Genomic DNA, 17,885 nt, shown 5'->3' with positions numbered 1-17,885 from the left:
CATGACCATCTTCCCCTCTTACATCGACCAACAGGGCATCGCCCGCACCATCCACCCTGGAGTGAGGTTGCGTCAGCTACTCACTAAGGGCACCCCAGCGAAGATCATGGGCGCACATGACGGCCTGAGCGCACGGATCGCAGCCGACGCCGGTTTCGACGCCCTTTGGGCTTCGGGATTGTGTATGTCCTCGGCCTTGGGCGTGCGCGACAGCGACGAGGCCTCCTGGACCGACCTGCTGGCCGTAGCCTCCCGGATCGTCGAGGCAACCCCGGTACCCGTCCTGGTCGACGGAGACACCGGCTACGGCAACTTCAACACTGCCCGGCGCTTCGCCCGCCACGCGGAGCGCCTCGGGGCCGCGGGTATCTGCCTCGAGGACAAGGTCTTCCCGAAGATGAACTCGTTCGTCGGGAACGACCACAAACTCGCCTCGGTTCCCGAGTTCTGCGGCAAACTGCGCGCCTGCCGTGAATCCCTGCGTGATCCGTCGTTTGTTGTCGTGGCCCGAACGGAAGCCTTGATCGCAGGGCTGGACCTCAGTGAGGCACTGCACCGGGCTGAGGCCTACCGTCAGGCCGGCGCGGACGCCATCTTCATCCACTCGCGCAAGACGACGGTCGATGAAATAGCGGCCTTCATGCGGGAGTGGAGCGATCGTCTTCCGGTCGTCATAGCCCCCACCACCTACTACCGCACCCCGCAACAAACCTATGAGGACATGGGGATAGGTGGCGTCATCTGGGCCAATCAAAGCATGCGTGCTGCGGTGACGGCCATGCGCGAGGCCTGCCGATTGATGTACGCGAAAGGACCGACCGCCCTGGAGGATACGATTGCCCCTCTCGCTGAGGTGTTCAAGCTACTGGAGTACGACCAGTTGGCGAAGGATGAGGAACGGTATCAGCTGTGATTTCTGCCAGGTTCCTCCTCAAACAGCTCTCGAAACGCGGGGTTTCGGAGATCACAGGTGTGCCGTGCTCTTACCTCACCCCAGTGATCAACAAGGTGGCGACGGACCCTGCGGTGCGCTATCTCCGTGCGACGCACGAGGGAGAAGCCGTGGCGTCAGCTACGGGCAGTTGGCTGGCTGGTGCCACGACATGCGTCATCGCCCAGAACTCGGGGCTGGGCAACATGGTCAATCCCTTGACGTCCCTGAACAGCCCCGCAGGGATTCCCGTGCCCATCATCGTGACATGGCGCGGCGAGCCCGGCCGTCCTGACGAACCACAGCACGAGCTCATGGGCGAAATCACGCCGGATCTGCTGTCCTTGATGCGCGTCCCCAACGCCGTGCTGCCTAGCGCGGTATCCGAGGCGGAAGAGGTGCTACGGCAAGGGTGGGAGGAAATGGAAGACAACTCCGTACCGTTCGCGTTCGTACTGCGCGATGGCACCGTAGTGGCCGAAGAGCTCAACGAACCGCCGCCTATTCGCCTCCCTGCCCCTCACAAGGTGGTGAAGGATGCGCCAGCAGAAAGCCCCACCAGATTTGCAGTGCTAAACGCCTTGCTGGAAACGCTTCCGGAGCACGCTGCAGTCATCTCGACCACCGGTAAGACCAGCAGGGAACTCTTCACCATCGCCGACCGACCCCAGAATTTCTATCTGGTCGGCGCCATGGGGTCCGCGAGCGCCGTGGGTCTGGGAGTGTCGCGGCACACAACGAGACCCGTTGTCGTCGTCGACGGAGACGGTGCCGCACTCATGCGTCTGAGTACATTCGCCGCGATAGGCTCACAGGCTGGCCCGGGACTGACGCACGTTCTTCTCGACAATGGCGTACACGATTCGACCGGCGGTCAGCTCAGTCTTGCCGCGTATGCCGACTTCCCCGCCATAGCCGTAGCTTGCGGTTACCGGCGCGTCTACGACTGCGGCGACACAGGTGAGTTCATGGCAGCACTGCAGGAATGTCTGCGCGACGCTGGCCCTTCGTTGGTGTACATGAAGATCAGCCCGGGCTCGCTTCCCAAGCTGGCTCGCCCCGACGTCCACCCCCGCGATGTCGCCCGTCGGTTTCAGGAATTCCTCACCAACGAACTTGTGGCCGAGCCCTCACGAACCTCTTAGAGCGACTGAGCTGCCGGAAGGAGCGTGCCGTTGTGTCTGGGGAAGCCTGGCTTGCGCGTAGTGATGTGCAGAACGCCCTCACATCACTCATGGATCATTACGCAGCCCTCGGCTGTGCTGCAGGAGGTGAGCGCCTGGAGAGATTCCTTAAGGCAATTGAGCGGTATCAGACTGGGGAAGCGCGGGATGTGCTCCGAGCCGCCCTCACACAACGTGCCGCAGCGGCCGGAAGTGCAACCGCGATTCGTGATTTGGCCGCTGGCACCTGGATGACATTCCTCGAGCCCAGGCAGGACCTGGCAGACGCAATCGATGCCTTCGCCCCGCACGAGGAAGGGGTGGGCTGGCCAGGGGCTTTCGGTCGCAAGTGGGCGCACAGGGTAAGCGACTCGGCATGGACGATATGGGTCGCCGCTCGCTCTTCCACCGAGACAACCAGCCCTGGGGTTCCCGGACTTGACATGCCGTAAGGGCTTGAGTTCATCCGCTAGAAGCGAATCTATTGCGTCAACTGGAAATGGGGCGGCGTTTCCGGTTGTATTGATCGAGTTTCTGACAAATTTTTTTCGCTTAGACCTGTCTATCTAACCTCATGCATCCCAAGCTAATAGACACGTGGGTGGGATGCCCGTCTGGGCCGGGCGCTGGGGCGCCGCCATCGCGGAAACGCGCAGGCGGTCCATCACGATCGCCGACAGACCACCGGGCTTTGGAGCTGTGTGTCTGAAAGTGGATGGCTGCGCTGATCATCATGCTGGTTGCGATCATACGAATGCTGGGCCGGTAATCCGTGCAGATCGGTGAGGGGGAGCTGTGGGGGGTGTGGAACGCCGGTTTCGTGTGCTCGTGTCCGCCACCGCGGTTTCCGCCTACGGGAACTACCTGAATCTGATCGCGCTGAGCCTGTTCTCCTACGAAGTAACCGGCACCGCGTTCGGTGTCGGTGCGCTGATGGCGACACGGCTGGGCTCGGGTTTCCTGGCCGGGCTCGTCGTCGGGGCGCTGTCGGCCAGAGTGACCCGCCGGACCGTGATGATCTGCGCGGATGTCGCCCAGGGCATCGCTATGGGCGTACTGGCGCTCAGTGCCCCACACACACCGCTGTGGCTGCTCGCCTGTGCGGTCGTGGTCCTGGGTGCGGGCAACACGTTCTTCTCCGTGGCCCTGCGCAGCGCGGTGCCGGTCATGGTTGGCCGGGAGGCCCGTGCGCGCGCGAACGGGTTGCTGGTCACGGCGCGATCCTCGGCGACGGTGCTCGGATTCGCCTCGGCGGCTCCGGTCGTCGCATTCGGCGGCTACACGCTCGCTTTCACCGTGAACGGCGTGAGCTTCGCGATATCCGCCGCGGCACTGCTGGCGCTGCGGTCCCGCACGGACGGCGAGGGAGACGACGCACCGGCCGAGGCGGGCAGCCGCGAGAGCACCGCATCCCGTTCACGAACGGGCTCCCAGTGGGGCGGCGTCGTGGGGCTCCCCGCGGTGCTGCTCGGCATGATCCTCCTCAGAGGCGTCGACGCCCTGGCGTCCGCCTCTCACAACGTCGCTCTGCCCGTCGTCGCGCACGACACCGCCCCGTCCGGGCCGGCGGTGTTGATGACCCGGTTCTGGGTCGCATGGGCGGTAGGCACCATCCTGGCCCACCAGGTGCTCAAGCGCGGGCAGGGCGGCACGGCGTGGGGTGAGCGCGTGTTCGCCGTCGGCACCTGTGCGATGTCGCTGTCCTTCGTGGCGGCGTTCACCGGACCGCCGGCCTGGGCCCTGGTGGCCGCAGCCGTCTCCGCGGGCTTCGCGGACGGCTGTACCGAGATCGTCTACACCTCACGTTTACAGGCCGCCCCCGACCGGCAGCGCAACCGGCTGTTCGGGCTGTCGGCCACCGCCGAACAGTCGGGCTTTGCGCTGGGCACGGTCGCCGCCGCAGCGGCTCTCGAGACGTTGCCAGCCCTGGCCGTCGTGGGTGCCTTCCATGGTGCGGCGGTGTGCGGGGCCTTGGTTCTGCTGCTGTTCACCGTCGGTCGTCACCGCACCGGTCGGCCGAAGAAGCCGCCCCCGGGCGGACGACAGGGAGAAGGAAAGGACACGCATGGAACGCGTACGCGGCGAAGCTCTCTGCCGGGGCCCTGAGCCGAACCGCACGGAGGACGACGCGCGCGACGCGCTTCGGGCGCTGCTGCGGGCGGCCGACTCGGCTTCGGACGCGGCTGTCGTCACCGTCGACGCGGATGGATCGTCGACCTCCCAGTCTTACCCCGAACTGCTCGACACGGCACAGCGATTACTCACAGGGTTGCGTGAGCACGGGCTGCGCACCGGCGACGCGGTGGTGCTCTGCGGGCTACCGCTCGCCGACTTCTTCCCCGCCTTCTGGGCCTGCGTCCTCGGCGGTGCCCGGCCCGTGGCCATCGCGGACCACCCGGCGCCGGGTTCACCGGCGCTCGAACGCCTACGGCACGCCTGCGCGTTGCTGGACCGGCCGCTGGTGCTGAGTGACGCCGACGGGGCAGTGGTGCTCATGGCCGTCGATCCCGAACTGCGCGTTGCGGTCGCGCAGGACTGCCTGAGCGCGTCGCCCTCTGCTCACCACATTGAGCCGGACGAGTCTGACACTGCCCTGTTGATGCTGTCGTCCGGTAGCACGGGAGTGCCCAAGGCCGCGCGATTGACGCACGCCGGTTTGGCGGACTTCGCTGCGAGCTCGCGGCGGATCCTGGACGTCCGCCCCGGCGACACCATGGTGAACTGGCTCCCGGTCGACCACAGCGGTGCGTTCCTGCTGTACCACCTGCTCGCGGTCTTCACCGGGTGCACGAACGTTCACGCGCCGACGGAGAGCGTCCTGGCCGACCCACTGCGCTGGCTCGACCTCCTCCACGAGCACCGGGCGCAGCACAGTTGGGCGCCTACGTTCGCCTACCGGCTTGTCGCGGACGCACTTGCCGAGAGCAACCCCGACGGCCGCTGGGACCTCGGCGGCCTCAAAACCCTGGTGTGCGGAGGCGAACAGATCACGCTGCCGGTGCTGCGCCGCTTCCTCGATGCGACGGCGCCTTACGGGATCCGTGAGGACCACATCGTTCCCGTCTGGGGAATGGCCGAGACGGTCACGGCCGTCACCTACGGACGGTTCGACCGGCCGGGCACGGTGCACCGCCTACTCAAGAGCAGCCTGAGTGGTGACCTGGTACGGGCCGACGAGCGGACCCCGGAAGGGGACTGCGTCACCTTTGTCGCGGCCGGGGCTCCGGCGCACGGCGCCACCCTTCGCATCGTGGACGACGGCGGCAAACTCGCCGCCGAGGGCAGGATCGGCCGCCTCCAGGTCCACTCGCCCGCCCGTCTCACCCCTGGTTATGTGAACAACCCGGAGGCGGACGCCGCGGCGTTTCCCACCGGACGCGACTGGCTGGACACCGGGGATCTGGCCTTCCTCGACGCCGGCCAGGTCGTGATCACCGGCCGGCGCAAGGATCTGATCATTCTCAACGGCCACAACGTGTACTGCCACGAGGTCGAGGAGGCCGCCGCCACCGTCATGGGCATCCAGCAGGGTGGGGTCGCCGCGTGCGGTATTCCGGACTCGGACCGGGGGACAGAGGAACTGGCCGTGTTCTTCGTGAGCTGCGGCGCCGCCGCAGACGCGCGGATCGCCGCCGAGGTGAAGGCGGCCCTGTTCACCCGGCTCCGTCTCACCGCGGCCCGCGTCCTGCCCGTTCCGCAGGACGAGTTCCCGAGGACTCCCGCGGGTAAGGTGCGCCGCGCCGAGCTCCGGGACCGACTGATCGATGGCGGATTCGACCCGGGCACCGATCCGGCCCCGCGTGCGGAGACGGTTCCCGACGCGGTGACACGAGTGGTGCAGGAGGAGATCAGCGCCGTACTGGGGCGCTGGGTGGACGCCCACCTGCCGTTCTACGAACTAGGGTTGACCTCCGTGCTGCTCGTCCGTCTGCGGGCCCGCCTGGAGGAACGGCTCGGGACACGGATCGCCCAGACCGCGTTCTTCGAACATCCGACGGCCGCCGCACTCGGGGCGCGGCTGTCCGCCGGGGCCCAGCAGGACCGGCCGACGTCCGTGCCCGCCGCCACGCCCGCGAAGGACGTTTCCTCCGGGCCACCGGCCGATCAGCGTGTCGCCGTCGTCGGACTGTCGCTGCGCTTCCCGGGCGCGGACTCGGCCGAGGAGTTCTGGGCCAACCTGCGCGACGGCGTGGACAGTGTCCAAGTCTTCGGCGCGGCGGAGCTGGCGGCAGCGGGCCTGACCCCGGAGCAGCGACGCGCCTCAGACCTGGTGCCCGTTGCCGGAGTCCTGGGCGGAGTCGACGCGTTCGACGGTGACTTCTTTGGCATGAGCCCGAAGGAGGTCGGGCTCACGCATCCCGCACACCGGCTGTTCCTGGAGTGCTGTCACCAGGCCTTGGAGGACGGGGGATACGAGGCCTGCGAACCGGGCACCAGGATCGGGGTCTTCGCGGGCTCGGGCATGAACCTGTACGACCACCAGCAGCCGCCTGCCGCCGGTCCCCGGGGCGTTGGGTCGGACCCGGCCACCAGTATGCAGACCGCGATCGGACAGCAGCCGGACTTCCTCGCCACCCGGGTCGCCTACCGGCTCGGCCTCACCGGCCCCGCTATCGGCGTGCAGACGGCCTGCTCCACCTCACTGGTCGCCGTCCACCTCGCGGCCCAGGCGTTGCTGAACGGCGACGCGGACCTGGCGCTGGCGGGCGCCGCGGCCGTGCACCTGCCCCAGGAGACCGGCTACCGCAGCCACCCTGGATCCATCCTGTCGCCCACCGGTCGCTGCCGGGCCTTCGACGCGGAAGCCGACGGCACGGTCGGCGGCAACGGCGTGGCCGCCGTGCTGCTCAAACGGCTCGACCGGGCGCTGGCCGACGGCGACACCGTGCACGCGGTGATCCTCGGCTCCGCCGTCAATAACGATGGCGGCGGCAAGGTCGGCTTCAGCGCCCCCGGCATGGCCGGGCAGGTCGAGGTCGTACGGCAGGCGCTGCGCAGGGCAGCCATCCCCGCGGACACGATCTCGTACGTGGAGGCGCACGGGACGGGTACCCCGCTCGGTGATCCGGTGGAGTTCGAGGCGCTGGGCAGGGCCCTCCGCGTGGGCACCGGGCGCGCGGCCTCCTGCGCGGTCGGCTCGGTGAAACCGAACATCGGGCACCTCGACAGCTGCGCCGGCATGGCCGGACTGATCAAGGCGGTTCTGATGCTGCGGCACCGCACCCTGGTGCCCACGCTGCACCTGACCCGGCCCAATCCCGAACTCCGCCTGGGCGAAGCCGGGTTGACCCTGAGCACCGAGCTACGGCCGTGGCCCGCACAGAACGGTGTGCCGCGCCGGGCCGGGGTGAGCGCACTCGGCGTCGGCGGCACCAACGCACACGTGGTCCTAGAGGAAGCCCCACCCACGTCCCCGAGGCCGCCCACTCCCGAACTGCCCGTGCTCGTACCGGTGTCGGCCCACGACCCGCAGGCCCTGAACGAACTCACCGGCGGGCTCCGCGAACGCCTGCGGCAGCGGCCGGAACCCGCGACCACCGACGTGGCCACCACCCTGGCCCTCGGCAGGCCGCACCGCGCGGCCCGGGCCACGGCCGTCGGCCGCACCGCCGCGGAACTCGCTGACGCGCTGGCGGAGCCCCAACCCGCGGCGCACGCTCCCCTCGGGCCGCTCGCCTTCGCCTTCTCCGGGCAGGGGAGTGCGCGCCCCGGCATGGCAAGCGGTCTGTACGCCGCGTATCCCACCGCTCGGCGCACGCTCGACCGGTGCGAGGAGATCTACGCCGCCGAGTTCGGGGGCACTTTGCTCCCGCTCCTGCTGGACGGCCCGGACGAGCCCGCCGTCAGCGACGGTGTCTGGCCCACGGAGTCGGCCCAGCCCGCCCTGTTCGCCCACCAGGCTGCGCTTGCCGAGCAGTGGCGTGCCGCCGGAATCCGCCCCGCGCTGCTGCTCGGGCACAGCATCGGCGAGTACGCGGCCCTGTACGCGGGGGGAGCCCTGACCCTGGAGGACGGGCTGTGGCTCACCGCGTGGCGCGGGCGGCTGATGCACACGGCCTGCCCGCCCGGAGGCATGCTCGCCGTCCGTGCCAGCCGGGCGGACGCAGAGCGCATCGCGCGGGCCGCCGGGGCTGAACTGGCCGCGCTCAACGGACCACGCGCCCAGGTGATCTCCGGCCCGCCCGAAGCCATCGAAGAGGCGGCGCGACTGCTCGACGAGGAGGGGCTGCGGTGGCGGGCGCTGCCCGTGGACCGGGCGTTCCACTCGGCCGCCGTCGAACCGGCGCTGCGTGAGTTCCGCTCCCACGCCGAGAAAGTGACGTATCGTCCGCTGCACACGCCGCTGGTTACGGCGGCCGATGGCGAGCCGCGCCCCGAGGGATGGACCATCGACGTCGACTACCTGTGCCGCCAAGCGCGCCGATCGGTCCGCTTCGGCCTGGCCCTGAGCGTGGCCGTCAAGCAGGGGTGCGAAGACTTCGTCGAGATCGGAGCCGGAGACACCCTCACCGGTCTCGGCAGGCACTGCGTCCCCGCCAGCCGTTGGCTGAGCGGGCAGGGCGAGGGCACCCCGATCGAACAGGTGCGAGGGTTCCTGATGTCGCTGGGCTCGCTCTACCGCTCCGGCGCCGAGCTGGAGTGGCACACGGTCACCAGCGGCGGGGGCCGGGTGCCACTGCCGGGGCATCCGCTGCGACGGCGCCCCGTGGCCTTCCAGGCCGCCCGGGTTCCTGAGCTCCCGCCGAACCCGCACGCCGCGGCGGACGCCCCCGCCACGGTGCACGGGTCCGTTGTTTCGAGTGAACTGCTCAACTCAGTACGAGAGTTGACTGCAGCCAAACTGAGCAGGGAGATGACGGACGTCACGCCCGACTCTTCGTTCTTCGAGCTGGGCGCGGACTCCCTGTCGCTGATGGGCATGACGACGGAGCTCGAACAGCGCCATGGCGTACGTGTCCCGGTCCGGGAGTTGTTCGACTCAGTCGACACCCCGCGCCTGCTGGCCGAACGTCTGGCGCGGCTGCGGGGCGACACGGCCGGACCGCCGCAGGAGTCACCGGCGCCGGCAACGTCGGAGCCCGTGCCGCCCATCCCCGCGTCCGTACCTACACCGCAGCCCGGGACCTCGCCGGAGCTCCAGGACCTGTTCGCCCAGCAACTGAAACTGGCCCAGCGACTCGTCGACGAAGTGGGCGGCGTGCTCTCCCGCCAGCTGGACATCCTGACTTCGGCCTCCGCACCGCCCGCCCCACCGGCGAAGCCCACAACGATGTCCGCAACCGTGCCCGAACCGGAGACGACGCTGGCCCGAGTGCCCGCCTACGACGCCGTACCAACGGTATCCGGCCCGGCACTCCCCACCGACTGCGACTTCAGCCTGTACTTCTTCGGCGACTACCCGGACGACGCCGACCACGACAAGTACGCCCTGATCATGGAGGCTTCGGAGTTCGCCGACCGGCACGGCTTCCACGCCCTCTGGTTCCCCGAACGCCACTTCAACTCCTTCGGTGCGCTCTTCCCCAACCCCTCCGTGCTCGCCGCCGCGCTCGCGGCGAGGACCCGGCGCATCCGGCTGCAGGCGGGTTCCGTCGTGCTGCCGCTGCACCATCCGGTGCGGGTCGCTGAGGAGTGGTCGGTCGTCGACAACATCTCCGGCGGCAGGGCCGGAATGTGCGTCGCGAGCGGCTGGCACGCCACCGACTTCGCGCTCGCCCCGGAGAACTTCGGACGGCACCGCGAGGCGATGTACGAGCAGCTGGCGACCGTACGCCAGTTGTGGTCGGGGCAACCGCTCGGGATGACCGCGGGCAACGGCGAGCCCGTCGAGATACGACTGCATCCCCGTCCCGTACAGGAGCGACTCCCCCTGTACGCGGCCGTCGTGGGAAACCCGGAGAGCTACCGGCGCGCGGCCGCCGAGGACCTAGGTGTGGTCACCAACCTGATGACGCAGACCGTCGAACAACTGGCGGACAACATCGCGCTGTACCGGCGCACCCGCGCCGAGCACGGCCTCGACCCGGCGGCGGGCCGGGTGGTGGTCCTGGTGCACACGTACCTCGGTGAGGACGAGGAGCGGGCGCGGGCCGAGGCGTACCCGCCGTTCGTGTCGTACCTGCGGTCCTCGCTCTCCCTCTTCGACCAGGTGACGAACAGCCTCGGTTTCGACGTCGATCTGGAGAACACTCCCGAGGAGGACGTCGAGTTCCTGCTGGGGCGTGCCTATGAGCGCTACTGCGCCTCGCGCGCCCTCATCGGCGACGAGCACACGGCCGCCGAGACCGTGGGTCGCCTGGTGGAGGCCGGGGCCGACGAGATTGCCTGTTTCGTGGACTTCGGCGTGCCGAAGGACAAGGTCCTGGCGGCGCTGCCGGTGCTCGACCGTCTCCGCCGCCGCAGGCAACGCGGGACGGGGGAGCGGACAGCAAGTGTGCCCAAGCGGATGCCGCTCACGCCAGCGCAGCGCCGTATCTGGTTCCTGGAACAACTGCATCCGAGGACCAGCATGTACCACGAGCCCAAGGCGATCCGCCTCGACGGCGCGCTGAACGTTCCCGCGCTGCGGTGGGCGCTGCAGCGGACCGCGGACCGGCATCCAGCACTGCGCACAGTGTTCGGCGACACCAACGGCGTGCCGTACCAGGAGATACACGACCACATGCGGCTCGACTGCCCGGTCGACGACCGCACCGGGGCGACAGAGGAAGAGGCCCTGCATGCCGTACTCGACACCGAGGGGCGCCGGATCCTCGACCTGGGCACGGGGCCGCTGGTCACTGCTCGGCTGCTGCGCCTGTCCGAGGAGCGGCATCTGCTCTTCCTGCTGGCCCACCACATCGTCTTCGACTCATCCTCCACGGCGGTGCTCGCCCGTGACCTCGCCGCCTGTTACCGAGCCTGGTCGCACGGCGACCCCGGGCTGTCGCCCTTGACCGAACTGCCCCCGGCCGACCGGCCGAACCCCGCCGAACTCGCCGTCTCGCTCGACTTCTGGCGGCGTGAACTCTACGGCGCCCCAGACCTCGACCTGCCCACCGACCGGTCCCGCCCACCGGTCAGGACAGGAACGGGCGCGATTCTCACTCACTCCCTAGACGCCGAACTCGTCGGCAGGCTACGCACGTTCACCGCCGCGCATCGCGCCACCCTCTTCATGATGCTCACCAGTGCCGTCGGCGCGGTGCTCGGCCGGTTCGCGGGACAGGAGGAGGTGGTGCTCGGCACCGCGGTCGCCGCCCGCCCCGCCGGTGCCGAGGACCACGTCGGCCTGTTCCTCGACACCGTGCCACTGCGCGTGGACCTCACCGACGACCCCGACTTCCCGACGCTGCTGCACAGGGTGCGCGACGGCAGCATGGCAGCCTACGAGCACCGCGGGGTTCCCTTCGACGAACTCGTCGACGCGCTCAACCCGCGCCGGGACCCCGGCCGCAACCCGCTGTTCCAGGTCATGGTGGAGTACGAGAACGAGAGCGAGGTGGACTTCGCCCCGCCCCGGCTCACGGCCACACTGCTCGACGTACCGAGCGCCCGCGCCCCGTTCGACCTCAGCATCTATCTGACGCACCATCGCGATGGCGTGCGCTTCGTGGTCGAGTACGACACGGCGCTCTTCGACGAGAGCACCGTGCGCCGCCTCGTGAACTACGTGGAGCAGGTGCTGCGCCGCGCCCTCGACGCCCCCGGCACCTCACTCGGCGTACTGACCGCCGTCACGGACTCCGACCACACGGCCCTGGTCCGGCTGGGGCGCCTGGCCAAGCCGCTACCCTCCGCGAAGGACACCCTGCACGGCCTGTTCGAGCAGCAGACGCAGCGGACACCGGACGCCGTCGCGCTGATCAGCGGCGCACAGCACGTGTCGTACGGCGACCTGGACGCGCACGCGAACCGGCTCGCCCGGCAGTTGCACTACCGGGGCGCGGCACGCGGAGAGCGCGTGGCGGTGCTGCTGCCACGCGGCCCGGAACTGATCACCGGCCTGATAAGCGTACTCAAGAGCGGGGCCGCGTACCTGCCCCTCGACCCCGCCGTGCCGACCCCGCGGCTCATATCGCTCCTAGACGACAGCACCCCAGTCCTGCTGCTGACCTCGGCGGCTGTTCTCACCCGGCACCCGGAACTCGCGGCGCTGCCGGCCGTGCACCTGGTGGAGGAAACAGACCCCACCCTGGCGGACGGTCCGCTGGACGAGGGGGCGCGTCCCGACGATCCGGCGTACTGCATCTACACCTCGGGCTCGACCGGCCGCCCCAAGGGCGTCGTCGTACCCCACCGCGGCCCGGCAGGCCTCGTCCGCGCACACCTCGAGCGACATTCCGCGCTGCGCACCCTGCAATGGACCTCACCCGCGTTCGACGTCAGCGTGCAGGAGATCTTCACTACGCTGGCCTCCGGAGCCGCCCTCGTACTGATCGACGACGAGGCCCGGCACGCCCCCGCGGCCGTGGCTGAGACGGTACGCCGCCACGGGGTGCAGCGGATGTTCATGCCCTGCACCCCGTTGAAGTATCTGATCGAAACCGGCCCCGAACTCCCGTCCCTTCGCGAGCTGTTCTCGGCCGGTGAGGCGCTTCAAGTCACCGACGCGTTCCGCCGCTTCCTCGCCGCGCACCCACGCTGCGCGCTGTACAACCAGTACGGGCCCACGGAGGCCTCGATCATCGTCACCTCTCACCCGGTCGATCCCGACGGCGAGGAGTGGCCGCCGATCGGCACTCCGGTGCCGGGCGCACGGATCCGGCTGCTGGATGCGTCCGGGCGGGAGGTGCCCGTGGGCGCCGTCGGTGAGATCCACGTGGGCGGCACGCCCGTCGCGTACGGCTATCACACCCGGCCAGAGGAGACAGCGGCGGCCTTCATCGACGACGGCTCTGGGAGCGTGCTGTACCGCACGGGGGACCTGGCGCGATGGCGTACGGACGGCACCCTCCAGTACTGCGGCCGCGCCGACGATCAGGTCAAGATCCGCGGCCACCGGGTGGAACTCGGCGAGGTCCAGAGCGCTCTGGCCGCGCTTGCCGGCATCCGTGACGCGGCGGTCGTACCCCGCCGCGACCATCACGGCGACACAGAACTCGTCGCCTACGTCGTACCCGCAACACCGGCAAGCGACTTCCACCAGCCGCGTGCCGCGCTCGCCGCTCGGCTCCCGGACCACCTGGTGCCCAGCCGCTGGGTGTGGCTGGAACGACTCCCGGTAAACACCTCCGGCAAGCTGGACCGGGCCCGGCTGCCCGAACCCGGCTCCGACGACGTGTCCCCTGAGCCGGACGCCTGGCCCGTCACCAGGCTGGAGAAGACGCTGCACGAACTGTGGTGCGAGGAACTCGGCACACCCCAGGTGCCCGTGACCCGGTCGTTCTTCGAACTGGGCGGCCACTCCCTGAGCGCGATCAGACTGCTGAACCGGATGACGGACCACTTGGAGGTCGACCTGTCCATGGCCGACTTCTTCCGGAACCCCACCATCAGGGGGGTAGCGGCACACTGCGCACGGCCCCTAGCGACGGACCATGTGGTGGACACCGTGTCGATGACCTCCACCCTGCGCAGACTCTGGCACCGCCAGCACGAACGCACCGACCCGAGCGTCTACAACGTGGCCCACCGCATCGATTTGCAGGGCGCACTGGAGCCCGAGGTCCTGGCACGGGCCTTCTATGACCTGGTCGAGCGCCATCACGCGCTGCGCAGCCGGGCCGCGACGCGTGACGGACAGTACCTCGTCGAGGTGCTGGCCGGCGTGCCGGTGGACCTGCCGGTCACTGATCTCTCCGCACACGCAGAAGACGCCGCGCTCGTCGAGCGCTGGTGTCAGGATCACGCCTCCCAGGCGTTCGCGATGGAACGCGCACCCCTGTTCCGCTTCCGGCTGGCCAAGCTCGAACCCGACCACTGGGTGCTGATGACAGTCTTCCACCACGCGGTCTGCGACGGCTGGTCCATGGGAATCATCTGGCGCGAGCTTCAGGAGTTGTACAACACCCGCTGTGACGGCAACAACGGCCAGCTTCCTCCGCCCGCGGCACAGTTCACGAACTTCGCGCGAGCGGAGCGGGTGCTGGACGACGACCGCAGGGCGGAACTCGAACGGTTCTGGCGCGCCGAGCTCGACGGCGTACCCCTGCGCCCGACCCTCCCGTACGACAAGCCCCGGCCCCAGAAGCTGTCTGGACGGGGCGCCCTGCACACCTGGGTCATCGACGACGACACCCCCCACAGAGTCGCAGACACCGCTGCCCGCCTGGGCACGACCCCGTACTCAGTACTGGCCGCGGCCTTCGCAACCTGGCTGGCCAGGCTGTGCGACGAGCCCGCAGACATAGTGCTCGCCGCGTCCAGCGCGAACCGTATGCGGCACGAACGGTCTGACGTGGTCGGGTTGCTGGGCGACGCCGTCCTGCTGCGCGCCCGAATCGGCGAGTCCGAGACCTTCGCCGACCTGGTGACACAGCTCGGCGAGACGCTCTTCACCGCGCTCGACCACGAGGAACTGCCGCTAAGCGATGTGGTCGGACTCGTCTCCCCAGAGATCGGCGACTCGCTGTTCCCGACCGTGAGGTTCACGGTCGTCACCACACCACCGCCCGCGCTGCACCTGCGATCAGTGTCTGCCTCGGTGCGAAGCCTTCCCGTGGCGGGCGTGGCACGCAACGAGCTGTACGTGGTCCTGGTACCCGGTGAGGAGGACATCACCGTCACCTTCGAATACTCCACGGACCTGTTCACCCGTGCCACCGTCGAGAAGTGGGGCAGAGCCTTCACCGAACTCCTGCGAGTCGCAATGGACGACCCAGGACTCCACTTGCGGACCCTGCTCCTCCGCTGAGCGGAGGAGCAGCCTCCGTACAGCGGTCGGCGCGCGGTGGTGCCACCCCCGCCCGTGCGCATACCACCGCTGGACCTGGCTCCTGGTCGTCGTCGCCCACACCCAGCACCGTCTCGCCCGACCGCTTGCCGCACTCGGAGCGTTCGGCACGGCCGTGACCACCCTGCACGCCGTTATGGAGTAGAGCGGCTGGCGCTGCTGCCGCTCACGGGCGGCAGCAGCGCCAGTTCCACGGCCGACTTGGCGAGGCCGCCCTCGACATGCAGCACGCCGGCCGCAGGCGCGAAGGCGTCGTCTGCCGAGACGAGACCGTCCGCGCACATGCTCACTCACCTGCAAGGCGACCGACTCCCCGAATGGATCGAAGCAGCCAGCGCCACTCCCGAACTGTCCAGCCTCCGCCACTTCGCTCAGCACCTCCTGCGCGACCTCGACGCCGCCACCGCCGGCCTCACCCTCCCCTGGAACTCCGGCGTCGTGGAGGGCCATGTCAACCGGATCAAATGCTCAAGCGTCAGAGATTCGGCCGTGCGGGATGCGCCTTACTTCGCAAACGCGTCCTTGAACCGTTCCGGGTTCGGTAGGGATGGTATGCCCCGGTTCTGATGGAGTCGGGTTGCTGGACAATTGACGATCCAGCAACCCCTCGGAGGCCGTGATGCCCCGCAGCTATCCGCCCGAATTTCGCAGCGGCGAGAGGCGGCCGCTTTCGGCCGGCGAGGAAGCCGCAGTGACTCCCGAAGTCAGGTTCTGGCCCACTTTCTGTGGAGCAGGGCAGGAACTCCGCTGCGTGAGTCTGGTGGGCGCGTCTGACCTGCGCCGCACTGGTTCTGCCGCTGCCGAGGGAGCACGTGCTCGGCCTGCTCCACAGAAAGTGGGCCAGAACCCGAACTGGCTCTGGTCCAATTCTTGTGGCGCGGTTACTGCTCGTGCCCGATCGCTCCCAGGGCTTCCGCGATCCGTTGGACTTCGTGGCGCCACTGAGCGGCGTCGGCACTGTCCACCCAGCCGGTCAGCAGTTCCGATCCGTCTTGGAGTACACGCTGCAGAGCGAGCACGGCCGACGAGCGGAGAGCCAACGGAAGCTGCGGCAGAGGTTCTCTGGGTCCGTCATCAGGGTCGATCACAATTCCGCTGCCCGGGATTGTGCTGGCAACGAGAGCCGCGGCGGCCACCGCTTCGGTGCCGTCGCCGCCATCCACGCGTGCTCCGGAATCCGTGACTCGCTGGAATGCTCGCTCGAGCACTTCGACGACCTTCTGAGAAGTCAGTCCCTCGAGTTCATCGACGAAGTCGGCAGCGAGATCGCTGTCGAATGGGCCTGTTCCCCACGTTCCCATGCACGGCTCCTGGTATCGCTCTCGCGGACGAAGCCAGCATTCCAGCAGACACTGACAAACGCTCAGGTGGCCAGGAGGACTCGTTTGCGAAGCAAGGGGAATCCCGCACGGCCGAACATCTGGCGCTTGAGCATTTTGATCCGGTTGACATGGCCCTCCACGACGCCGGAGTTCCAGGGGAGGGTGAGACCGGCGGTGACGGCGTCGAGGTCGCGCAGGAGGTGCTGAGCGAAGTGGCGGAGGCTGGGCAGTTCGGTAGTGGCGCTGGCTGCTTCGATCCATTCGGGGAGTCGGTCGCCTTGCAGGTGAGTGAGCATGTGGGCGAAGGAGCGCACGTGCTCGGCGAGTGCTGTCAGTTCGGGGCAGTTGGCCAAGGCGGCTTTGAGGTGGATCCGGTCGCCTTCGGGTAGCGCGTCGGGGTGCGTGACAGGGCTGATTCAAAGTCCTGGTGGTCGTGCGGTGTTGCTGGTCAGGGCAGTCCGATCAAGTCCAGCGGACGGGTGAAGGGTGCGTAGGAGACCTCGCGCAGGCCCGCGGCGATGCTGTGGTGTCCGGCGGTGCGCAGGATGCTGATCGCGAAGCTGCGCAGTGTAGCCATGTTCTCCGGTCCGTGCCCGGTGCGGATCTTCGAGGCGTCTTCGCCGAACGTAGTGTCTCTGACGTGGTGCACGGCCTCGATGCCCCATTGCGCGGGCGAGTTGGCCGATGGCTTGGGGAGAGGCTGCACGCGCCGTCAGGTCGGTGATGGCGTAGACGGTCTGTCGGGTGATCTTGCCGGTCTTGAGGTCGGTGCGGTGCCGGTGGATCTTCGCGGCCTGCGCCACGTGCGGGAAGTCCAGCCCGAGACCAGTGACGGTGAGCGTGCGTATCGAGCGGGTCTCACGCCGCCCGTGCCCCGCCTCGCGGTCGTAACGGCGGGCGGTCACCTTCTTCCACGGCAGCGACCGCAACGCGTTGTGCAGCGTCGGCTGGTTCCGCTTGACCACCAACAGGTAGTGCGCCTCCTTCGCCTCGACCAGCCACCTGGCGTGGTCACGGTGGGTGTGCAGGGCGTCGGCGGTCACCACGACACCGGCCAGGTCGAACGGGGACAGCAGCTTCGTGAAGCCGGTGACCTCGGTGGTCTTGTCCGGCACCCGCAGCTGGCTGACGGTGCGTCCGTCTTCCAGGACGGCGGAGAGCAGGTGGGCGGCCGGGCCGGTGTCCGTGCGCGAGCCGCGGGCAACCTTGCCGTCCACGGCCAGGTGCCGACTGCCTGCAGGGTCGCATCCGAGCAGGTCGGCAAGCCCGCCGGGACATACGAGAGTCAGGAGACGGCGGATAGTGGAGCTGGACGGTGCGCGCCGCACGCCCAGTGGGCCGGCGGCGCGCACGCCGAGGCGGGCGAGTGCGTCCAGGGGCGCGTGGCGGGCCCACTGGCCCACGGCCAGGTAGGAGCGAGCCCCGGCCAGCACCGCGCAGCAGGCGGTGAGCAGGACCGATACCAGCGAATGGCGCCGTCCCCGGCGATCTCGTGGATCACGAAGAACGGCCAGCCGTTCGGCAACACCGTTCGCGCCGCGCTGGACGGCGGTGGGCGACTTGGTCAGGCAGACAGTGGCAGACTGGCGGCACAT

Annotated in this window: 7 protein-coding genes and 2 pseudogenes; 5 read left to right on the top strand and 4 right to left on the bottom strand. The window is 68.8% G+C overall.

Annotated elements, in window-relative coordinates:
- Position 1: 1 nt before the first annotated feature.
- The 4 genes from aepX (at position 2) to O1Q96_RS00030 (ending at position 14,929) form a co-directional block, all read left to right on the top strand.
- Positions 2 to 913, top strand: a complete 912-nt coding sequence (gene aepX, locus O1Q96_RS00045) for a phosphoenolpyruvate mutase (RefSeq protein ID WP_269246222.1) — start codon at positions 2 to 4, stop codon at positions 911 to 913.
- Positions 910 to 2,076 carry a phosphonopyruvate decarboxylase gene (aepY, locus tag O1Q96_RS00040; RefSeq protein ID WP_269246221.1) on the top strand — a complete coding sequence of 389 codons (1,167 nt, stop codon included), beginning with the start codon at positions 910 to 912 and terminating at the stop codon, positions 2,074 to 2,076. Before aepX ends, aepY begins: the two co-directional genes overlap by 4 nt.
- Positions 2,077 to 2,922: 846 nt before the next feature.
- On the top strand, positions 2,923 to 4,200 hold the full coding sequence (locus O1Q96_RS00035; protein ID WP_331276005.1) for an MFS transporter: 1,278 nt from the start codon (positions 2,923 to 2,925) through the stop codon (positions 4,198 to 4,200).
- On the top strand, positions 4,160 to 14,929 hold the full coding sequence (locus O1Q96_RS00030) for a non-ribosomal peptide synthetase/type I polyketide synthase (protein WP_269246219.1): 10,770 nt from the start codon (positions 4,160 to 4,162) through the stop codon (positions 14,927 to 14,929). Before O1Q96_RS00035 ends, O1Q96_RS00030 begins: the two co-directional genes overlap by 41 nt.
- 173 nt (positions 14,930 to 15,102) lie before the next feature.
- Here O1Q96_RS00030 and O1Q96_RS00025 read toward each other — a convergent pair whose 3' ends face one another.
- The gene (locus O1Q96_RS00025; protein ID WP_269246218.1) at positions 15,103 to 15,252 is read right to left on the bottom strand and encodes a hypothetical protein; all 150 of its coding nucleotides are present in this window, start codon (positions 15,250 to 15,252) and stop codon (positions 15,103 to 15,105) included.
- On the opposite strand from O1Q96_RS00025, the pseudogene O1Q96_RS00020 reads away from it, so the two are divergent.
- Positions 15,245 to 15,513 (top strand): annotated as a pseudogene (locus O1Q96_RS00020) (ISL3 family transposase); the annotation flags it as partial. The gene O1Q96_RS00025 and the pseudogene O1Q96_RS00020 overlap by 8 nt on opposite strands.
- 336 nt (positions 15,514 to 15,849) lie before the next feature.
- Here the strand turns inward: O1Q96_RS00020 and O1Q96_RS00015 are convergent.
- The 3 genes and pseudogenes from O1Q96_RS00015 to O1Q96_RS00005 all read right to left on the bottom strand — a co-directional run.
- A complete protein-coding gene (locus O1Q96_RS00015) occupies positions 15,850 to 16,269 on the bottom strand; it encodes a DUF4259 domain-containing protein (protein ID WP_269246217.1) in 420 nt (139 codons plus the stop codon).
- Between the two features lie 62 nt (positions 16,270 to 16,331).
- Positions 16,332 to 16,688: pseudogene (locus O1Q96_RS00010) on the bottom strand (transposase); the annotation flags it as partial.
- Between the two features lie 18 nt (positions 16,689 to 16,706).
- Positions 16,707 to 17,885 (bottom strand): ISAs1 family transposase (locus O1Q96_RS00005; RefSeq protein ID WP_269246216.1); only part of this gene is annotated, 1,179 nt, incomplete at its 5' end.

The organism is Streptomyces aurantiacus (genome assembly GCF_027107535.1).
Taxonomy (GTDB): Bacteria; Actinomycetota; Actinomycetes; order Streptomycetales; family Streptomycetaceae; genus Streptomyces.
The sequence above is the reverse complement of the archived record's forward strand: the minus strand, read 5'-3'. Positions and strand labels throughout refer to the sequence as shown.

Coding starts and splice junctions, on each gene's coding strand:
- O1Q96_RS00015 (WP_269246217.1), bottom strand. CDS start 16,269: ATGGGAACGTGGGGAACAGGCCCATTCGACAGCGATCTCGCTGCCGAC.
- aepX (WP_269246222.1), top strand. CDS start 2: ATGACCATCTTCCCCTCTTACATCGACCAACAGGGCATCGCCCGCACC.
- O1Q96_RS00030 (WP_269246219.1), top strand. CDS start 4,160: ATGGAACGCGTACGCGGCGAAGCTCTCTGCCGGGGCCCTGAGCCGAAC.
- O1Q96_RS00025 (WP_269246218.1), bottom strand. CDS start 15,252: ATGTGCGCGGACGGTCTCGTCTCGGCAGACGACGCCTTCGCGCCTGCG.